General features: G+C 63.6%; 9 protein-coding genes. 5 read left to right on the top strand and 4 right to left on the bottom strand.

Annotated elements, in window-relative coordinates:
• Positions 1–8 precede the first annotated feature (8 nt).
• From eno to pyrG, 4 genes are all read right to left on the bottom strand, one after another.
• The gene (gene eno / locus ABWP92_RS15200) at positions 9–1,295 is read right to left on the bottom strand and encodes a phosphopyruvate hydratase (protein WP_353236239.1); all 1,287 of its coding nucleotides are present in this window, start codon (positions 1,293–1,295) and stop codon (positions 9–11) included.
• Positions 1,296–1,434: 139 nt separating this feature from the next.
• The gene (locus ABWP92_RS15205) at positions 1,435–1,725 is read right to left on the bottom strand and encodes a DUF1330 domain-containing protein (protein WP_353236240.1); all 291 of its coding nucleotides are present in this window, start codon (positions 1,723–1,725) and stop codon (positions 1,435–1,437) included.
• Between the two features lie 63 nt (positions 1,726–1,788).
• Entirely contained in the window at positions 1,789–2,646 is an 858-nt protein-coding gene (kdsA, locus tag ABWP92_RS15210) for a 3-deoxy-8-phosphooctulonate synthase (RefSeq protein ID WP_353236241.1), read from the bottom strand.
• 23 nt (positions 2,647–2,669) lie between these two features.
• Positions 2,670–4,325, bottom strand: coding sequence for a CTP synthase (gene pyrG, locus ABWP92_RS15215; protein ID WP_353236242.1), 1,656 nt, complete (start codon positions 4,323–4,325; stop codon positions 2,670–2,672).
• Positions 4,326–4,427: 102 nt separating this feature from the next.
• On the opposite strand from pyrG, the gene coaBC reads away from it, so the two are divergent.
• From coaBC to ABWP92_RS15240, 5 genes are all read left to right on the top strand, one after another.
• Entirely contained in the window at positions 4,428–5,648 is a 1,221-nt protein-coding gene (gene coaBC, locus ABWP92_RS15220; RefSeq protein WP_353236243.1) for a bifunctional phosphopantothenoylcysteine decarboxylase/phosphopantothenate--cysteine ligase CoaBC, read from the top strand.
• A gap of 9 nt (positions 5,649–5,657) precedes the next feature.
• Complete coding sequence (locus ABWP92_RS15225; protein ID WP_353236244.1) at positions 5,658–6,113, top strand: hypothetical protein; 456 nt, start codon at positions 5,658–5,660, stop codon at positions 6,111–6,113.
• 6 nt (positions 6,114–6,119) lie between these two features.
• The gene (gene dut, locus ABWP92_RS15230) at positions 6,120–6,569 is read left to right on the top strand and encodes a dUTP diphosphatase (protein ID WP_353236245.1); all 450 of its coding nucleotides are present in this window, start codon (positions 6,120–6,122) and stop codon (positions 6,567–6,569) included.
• A 232-nt stretch (positions 6,570–6,801) separates the two neighbouring features.
• Positions 6,802–7,293, top strand: coding sequence for a glycine zipper 2TM domain-containing protein (locus tag ABWP92_RS15235; RefSeq protein WP_353236246.1), 492 nt, complete (start codon positions 6,802–6,804; stop codon positions 7,291–7,293).
• 189 nt (positions 7,294–7,482) lie between these two features.
• Positions 7,483–8,007, top strand: a complete 525-nt coding sequence (locus ABWP92_RS15240; protein ID WP_353236247.1) for a glycine zipper 2TM domain-containing protein — start codon at positions 7,483–7,485, stop codon at positions 8,005–8,007.
• Positions 8,008–8,059 lie beyond the last annotated feature (52 nt).

Raw genomic sequence — 8,059 nt, forward strand, 5'->3', positions numbered from 1 at the left:
CTGCCCGGTCAACGCAGGTTGTAGAACGCGGCGCGGCCCGGATAGTAGGCGATGTCGCCCAGGTCTTCTTCGATGCGCAGCAACTGGTTGTACTTGGCCATGCGGTCGGAGCGGCTCATGGAGCCGGTCTTGATCTGGCCCGCGTTCGTGCCCACGGCGATGTCGGCGATGGTGGAGTCCTCGGTCTCGCCGGAACGGTGCGAGATCACCGCGGTGTAGCCTGCGCGCTTGGCCATTTCGATGGCCTCGAAGGTTTCCGTCAGGGTGCCGATCTGGTTGATCTTGATGAGGATCGAGTTGGCGATGTGCTTGTCGATGCCTTCCTTCAGGATCTTGGTGTTGGTCACGAACAGATCGTCGCCCACCAGCTGGACCTTGCCGCCCAGGCGCTCGGTCAGGTGCTTCCAGCCGTCCCAGTCGCCTTCGGCCATGCCGTCCTCGATGGAGATGATGGGGTACTTGTCGACCCATGTGGCGAGCATGTCGGTCCATTGCTCTGCCGTCAGCTGCAGGCCGCCTTCGCCTTCGAGCACGTACTTGCCGTCCTTGTAGAACTCGCTGGCGGCGCAGTCCAGGCCCAGCACGATCTGTTCGCCCGCGGTGTAGCCGGCGTTCTCGATGGCCTGCAGGATCAGTTGGATCGCGGCTTCGTGGTTCTCGACGGAAGGGGCGAAACCGCCTTCGTCACCCACGGCCGTGGACATGCCCTTGTCGTGAATGATCTTCTTGAGCGCATGGAATACCTCCGCGCCCCAGCGCACGGCCTCGCGGAACGAGGGCGCGCCCACGGGGATGATCATGAACTCCTGCAGGTCGAGGCTGTTGTTGGCGTGCGCGCCGCCATTGATCACGTTCATCATCGGAACGGGCAGTTGCGCGGCGCCCATGCCGCCGAGGTAGCGGTACAGGGGCAGGCCGGACTCTTCGGCGGCGGCGCGCGCCACGGCCATCGACACGGCCAGCATGGCGTTGGCGCCCAGGCGGCCCTTGTTGTCGGTGCCGTCGAGGTCGATCAGGGTCTTGTCGAGGAAGGCTTGCTCGGACGCGTCCAGGCCGAGTACGGCCTCGGAGATTTCGGTGTTGATGTGCTCGACGGCCTTGAGCACGCCCTTGCCGAGGTAGCGGCTCTTGTCGCCGTCACGCAGCTCGATGGCTTCGCGCGAGCCTGTGGATGCGCCCGACGGCACGGCCGCGCGGCCCATCACGCCGGACTCCAGCAGCACGTCGCATTCGACGGTGGGGTTGCCGCGGCTGTCCAGCACTTCGCGGCCTACGATGTCAACGATTGCGCTCATGAATGATCCTAAGAAAGTTGATAACCGGGAGAGGTCTGACGCAATCCGGGAGAGGAATCCGCGTCGTTCCTGTGTGTTGTGAGATGCGAAGCCAGGCATGCCGGCAAGGCCGCGCAGGTGAACATGGCCGACGGGTGGCTCATACGCCTTCCACGCAGATCAACCGCATGACGGCCGCGCCTTCCCGGGCTGCGCGCGCCTTGCCGTATTCGGGTGAAAGGTAGAACGCCTTCGCTGCCTCGAAGCTGGCGAACTTCAGCAGCACCACGCGTTGCGGAGCCCAGTCGCCTTCCATGACTTCCACCTGGCCGCCGCGGATGCAGACTTCCGCGCCGTGCGCTTGCATGGCTGCGGTCGACCATTTCTTGTATTCCTCGTACTGCGTCGGGTTGGTGACCTCGACGGTGGCGATGACGTATCCGCTTGGCATTTCTTTGTCTCGATGATGTGAATGGGTGATGAATGTCCGCCGGCGGGGCTGTGCGCTCGCTTCTCAGGCGCTGAAATCGTCTTCCAGGAAGCCGTTGCGCTTGGTGATGTCGTCAAGCGCCACCAGCGTCTCCAGCAAGGCCTTCATGTGTTTGAGCGGAACGGCGTTCGGGCCGTCGGAGAGCGCATTGCAGGGATCCGGGTGGGTTTCCATGAAGACGCCCGCGACGCCCACGGCAATCGCCGCGCGCGAGAGCACCGGAACCATCTCGCGCATGCCGCCGCTGGACGTGCCGTTGCCGCCGGGCAGCTGCACGCTGTGCGTGGCGTCGAACACGACGGGGGCTCCCGTCTCGCGCATGATGGCCAGCGAGCGCATGTCGCTCACCAGGTTGTTGTAGCCGAAGCTGGCGCCGCGCTCGCACGCCATGAAGCTGTCTTCGGCAAGTCCGGCTTCCCTGGCTGCCGCACGGGCCTTGTCGATGACATTCTTCATGTCATGCGGCGCGAGAAACTGGCCTTTCTTGATGTTCACCGGCTTGCCCGACTGGGCTACAGCCCGGATGAAATCCGTCTGGCGGCAAAGGAAGGCAGGCGTCTGCAGGACGTCCACGACCCTGGCGACGGCGGGGATCTCGGCTTCGGTGTGCACGTCCGTGAGGATGGGGACGTTCAGCTCCTTCTTCACCTTGGCGAGAATCTCCAGACCTTTGTCCATGCCCGGGCCGCGAAAGCTCGCGCCCGAGGATCGATTGGCCTTGTCGTAGCTGCTCTTGAAGATGAAGTGGATGCCCAGCGCGGACGTGATTTCCTTGAGCTGGCCCGCCACATCCATCTGCAACTGCTCGGACTCCACCACGCAGGGGCCCGCGATCAGAAAGAAACGTTTGTCGAGACCGACATCGAAGCCGCAGAGTTTCATGATGTGTCTAGTCCTTCGGTAACTTATTTCAACGCACCCTTGTGATGCGCAACGGCTGCCTTCACGAACGCGTTGAACAGCGGGTGGCCGCTCCACGGCGTGGACTTGAACTCGGGGTGGAATTGCACGCCGATGAACCAGGGGTGGATCTTGCTGGGCAGCTCGACGATTTCGGTGAGTTGCTCGCGTTGCGTGAGCGCGGAGATCACCAGGCCGGCTTCACGCAACTGATCCAGGTATTGCGTGTTGGCTTCATAGCGGTGGCGGTGGCGCTCGGTCACCACGTCTCCGTAGATGCTGTGCGCCAGCGTGCCGGGCTGCACGTCGGAGGACTGCGCGCCCAGGCGCATCGTACCGCCGAGGTCGGAATTCTCGTTGCGCGTCTTGATGGTGCCGTCCTCGTCCTTCCACTCGGTGATCAGGGCGATCACGGGGTGCTTGGCATGGGGGTCGAACTCGGTGGAGTTCGCTCCTTCGAGGCCCGCCATGTGGCGCGCGTATTCGATCGTCGCCACCTGCATGCCCAGGCAGATGCCGAGGTAGGGCACCTTGTTCTCGCGGGCGTACCGGGCAGTGGAAATCTTTCCTTCCACGCCGCGCGAGCCGAAGCCGCCGGGCACCAGGATCGCGTCGTACCGGGACAGCAGATCCTTGGCATTCCCGTCATCAATGGTCTCCGAATCCACGTGTGTGATCTTCACGCGCACGTGGCTTTGCATGCCGGCATGCTTGAGCGCTTCATTGACCGACTTGTAGGCATCGGACAGCTCGACGTACTTGCCGACCATGGCGATCTGCACCTCGCCTTGCGGGTGTTCGGTCTCGTAGACCAGATCGTCCCAGCGCTTCAGGGAAGCGGGAGGCGTGTTCAGGCGCAGCTTGTCGCAGATGAGGCCGTCCAGCCCCTGCTCGTGCAGCATGCGCGGCACCTTGTAGATGGTGTCCACGTCCCACATGGAGATCACGCCCCATTCGGCCACGTTGGTGAACAGCGAAATCTTGGCGCGTTCCTCGTCCGGCACGGCATGCTTGGCGCGGCACAGCAGCGCATCGGGCTGGATGCCGATTTCGCGCAGCTTCTGCACGGTGTGCTGCGTGGGCTTGGTCTTGAGCTCGCCGGCCGCCTCGATGTAGGGCAGGTAGGTCAGGTGCACGAAGGCCGAATTGTTGGGGCCGAGCTTGAGCGAGAGCTGGCGGACGGCTTCAAGGAACGGCAGCGATTCGATATCGCCCACCGTGCCGCCGATCTCGCAGATGGCGACATCGACCGCTTCATCCGTGCCGATGCCCGCGCCGCGCTTGACGTATTCCTGGATCTCGTTGGTGATGTGGGGGATGACCTGCACGGTCTTGCCCAGGTAGTCGCCGCGGCGTTCCTTCTCCAGCACGGACTGGTAGATGCGCCCGGTGGTGAAATTGTTGGACTGCTTCATGCGCGTTTCGATGAAACGCTCGTAGTGGCCGAGGTCGAGGTCGGTTTCCGCGCCGTCGTCCGTCACGAACACTTCGCCGTGCTGGAACGGCGACATCGTGCCGGGATCCACGTTGATATAGGGGTCCAGCTTGATGAGAGTGACTTTGAGGCCGCGCGATTCAAGAATCGCAGCAAGGGAGGCTGAGGCGATTCCCTTGCCCAGGGAAGACACCACACCGCCGGTGACGAAGACAAATTTGGTCATGTCTTTTATGGTGGTGGGAAATTCCGATTATACGGGTCGGCCTGGATGATCTGCTGGATCGCGGTCGACTATCCCTGCGGGTTGTCTGCTAAATTCCCGGCTATGACACAGCTTGCTGGAAAACACATTGTCCTTGGCCTCAGTGGTGGCGTGGCCTGCTACAAATCAGCGGAGCTGTGCCGGTTGCTCGTCAAGGCGGGCGCCACGGTTCAGGTGGTGATGACCGAGGCCGCCGCGCAGTTCATTACCCCGGTCACCATGCAGGCTTTGAGCGGCCGCGCGGTTTATTCGTCGCAATGGGATGGGCGCGAGCGCAACAACATGCCGCACATCAACTTGGGCCGTGAGGCGGATGCGGTGCTGATCGCGCCGTGCAGCGCGGATTTCATTGCGCGGCTGGCGCAGGGGCGATCGGATGAATTGCTGAGTCTGCTGTGTCTGGCCCGCCCGATGGAACGCGTGCCGCTTTTGCTCGCGCCCGCGATGAACCGCGAGATGTGGCAGCACCCGGCCACCCAGCGCAACATGGAGCAGGTGGCGCGGGACGGCGCCGTGATTCTCGGCGTCGGCAATGGCGAGCAGGCCTGCGGCGAGACGGGTGATGGGCGCATGCTGGAGCCCGAGGAGATTCTGGAGGATCTGGCGGCGCAGCTCTCGCCCAAGACGCTGGCGGGGCACCATGTCCTGGTCACGGCGGGCCCGACCTTCGAGGCGATCGATCCGGTGCGCGGCATCACCAATCTGTCCAGCGGCAAGATGGGATTCGCCGTCGCGCGCGCGGCGCGTGCGGCGGGCGCCCAGGTCACGCTGATCGCCGGCCCGGTGCATCTGCCTACGCCACGCGGCGTGCAGCGCATCGATGTGCAATCGGCGGCGCAGATGTTCGATGCCGCGACCGGGTTCGCCAGTGCGGCTTCCGTCTTCATCGCGACCGCGGCGGTGGCCGATTGGCGGCCCGCGCAGGCCAGCAGCCAGAAAATCAAGAAGGACGGGTCCGGCGACGTGCCTCCGCTGGCGTTTGTCGAAAACCCCGACATTCTTGCCGGCATCGCGCATTCCAGGCGCGCGGAGTCCGGCGAACTGTTCTGCGTGGGGTTTGCCGCCGAAAGCGAGAATCTGCTCGACCATGCCAGCGCCAAGCGCGAACGCAAGGGCGTGCCGTTGCTGGTCGGCAATATTGGTCCGGCTACTTTCGGTCAGGACGACAATGCGCTGATCCTGATCGATGCGCAAGGGCATCGAGAGATTCCGCGCGCTTCCAAGCAGGCGCTGGCCGGTGAGCTGATCGCCGAGATCGCCCGGCGCGTTCCCGTCAGGGATTGAGGCTGGACAATGGCCTGGCGCAATATCTTCGGGGCATCCGCGCAGCATCCCGCGGACACGCCGCCCGACGGGGATTTTGCGCGCTATGTGGAGAATCTCGTCGAGCAGCAGTCGCGCGCCTTGTCGGGCGGACAGCATATGGCGCCCCTGGCCGGATCGCCGAGGGCGGCGGCACGTGCGTCGGCGCCGGATGCCTTGAAAGCTGGCACGCGGGCCAGGGCGCGTGATGACATCGGGAATGCGCTGAACTCCGAAAACACACAAAGGCCTGCCCGTTTGAGGATCCCGCCGTTCTTTCTGTTCATGTCCGTGATCATTTTGCTGGGCGTGACCGCCGCGGGCGGACGTGGCTGGACGTGGCCGTTCCTTATACTCGTGTGGCTTTATGTGCTGCGGCGTATCGCGCGCTCGGTGTTCAGTTTGCTCGCGGGCGGGAAGTCCGTCCGGCGGCCCCAACGAAAGTAATTCCAAGTGAAGATTGATGTGAAAGTTCTTGATCCGCGCATGGCGGATCAATTGCCCGCGTACGCTACTCCTGGCAGCGCAGGCCTGGATCTGCGGGCCTGTCTCGATGCGCCGCTCACGCTCGAACCCAACGCGTGGCAACTGGTGCCGACGGGCATCGCCATCCATCTGAAGGACCCGGGCTACGCCGCGCTGATCCTGCCGCGTTCGGGCCTGGGTCACAAGCATGGCATCGTGCTGGGAAATCTCGTTGGCCTGATCGACAGCGACTACCAGGGGCAGCTCATGGTGAGCGCCTGGAATCGCAGCGATGTGGCCTTCATCATGCAACCGATGGAACGGCTCGCGCAGCTCGTCATCGTGCCGGTGGTGCAGGCTCGCTTCAATGTAGTGGCCGAGTTTGATACCGCCAGTGAGCGCGGTGAAGGCGGGTACGGATCCACCGGCAAGCATTGAGTCGATCGTTTGGATTGAGCGCATTGGTGTTTATTTGATATCAAATGTGCTTATACAGTCGAATCCAGCCTACAAACATGCCGCTTGCTGCGTTTGAGGATGGAGCGCGACGACGGCGCTGCTGCTTCAGGTCGCGTGATTCGTGAACTTCGAAGCTTGAGTGCGGGTTGTTGGCCTCCGGATGGCTGCGGCTGTCGTGGATTTTGCATTGTAAAAATCAAGGATTCAAACCATGTCTACTTCCACCCGTTTGGCAATCAGTCTCGGCATCGTTCCTTTGGTTCTTTCGCTTGGCGCCTGCGTCGCCACCGCGCCCGCCGCGAACCAGGGGACCATGGGATCCGTCAATGCTCCGCCTGCCCAGAACATCACGGAGACGGGGCGTGTCGTCCGCATCGATAGCGTGGCCACGGGGCAGGGAGGCTCGACCAATGTCGGAGCCGCTGCCGTGGGCGCGGTGGTTGGCGGCGTGCTCGGCAACCAGGTGGGAGGCGGCCGCGGCCGTACGCTGGCGACCGTTGCCGGCGTGGCTGGCGGCGCGGTGGCTGGCAATGCGATCGGCAGCAGCGGCAATCAGGCGCGGGAGGTCAGTGGCGTATTCCGGATCACCATTCAACTGGACCAGGGCGGCCAGCGCGTGATCGATGTGCCTGACCTGGGCGACCTGCGCCAGGGTGACCGGGTGCAGGTGATCAATGGCCAGCAGATTTCGCGCATGCAGTGATCCGGCGCAACCCGGCCTCTTGGCATCGTGAGGGCAGGTTTTCTGCATTTGCGGGGAGTGCCCGCTCTTTCCGTGTCGCCAAGGTAAAGCAGGCGAAGGCCTACAGGCGGGCCATTGGCGGCGATGCAGCATTTCGTCCATGGCTTCTCGCATGGACGAGGCATGAGTTCAAGGAAAGACAAAGACGAAATGCGTGTATCTCAAAGAATCACCACCGTGGGTGGAATACTGGCGTTGGCGGGACTGCTCAGCGCCTGTGCCTATCAGGATCCCTATGGGCCGCAGTATGGCGGCGGCTATCAGTCACCGCCGCCTGAGCCCGCCTATGGCGGCACTGTTTATCCGGCGCCAAGCCAGGGGTATGTGGAGTACGGCCGTGTCTCCAGTATCGAAAGCCTTCCGACCAGCTACCAGCGCGGCAGCACTTCGGGCGTGGGCACCGTGCTTGGGGCCGTGGTGGGCGGCGTGCTGGGCAATCAGATCGGCGGTGGCCTGGGCCGTGCGGCGGCGACCGCCGCTGGTGCGGTGGGCGGAGCCTTCGCGGGGAATGCGCTGGAGAGCCGCACGGCGCCTGTGGGGCAGGTCGGCGGACTGTACCGCCTGAGCATCCAGCTCGATCAAGGCGGCCAGCGGGTGTATGACGTTCCCGATCCGGGTGACCTGCGGCCGGGCGACCGGGTCCGCATGGTGGATGGGCAGATTTCGCGGTATTGAGAGCCGCTAACACAACCCTCGATACGTCGTTGCTTCGCCTTGTCGTACGCTT

The organism is Diaphorobacter ruginosibacter (assembly GCF_040396215.1).
In the GTDB taxonomy this organism is placed as follows: Bacteria; Pseudomonadota; Gammaproteobacteria; order Burkholderiales; family Burkholderiaceae_C; genus Diaphorobacter_A; species Diaphorobacter_A ruginosibacter_A.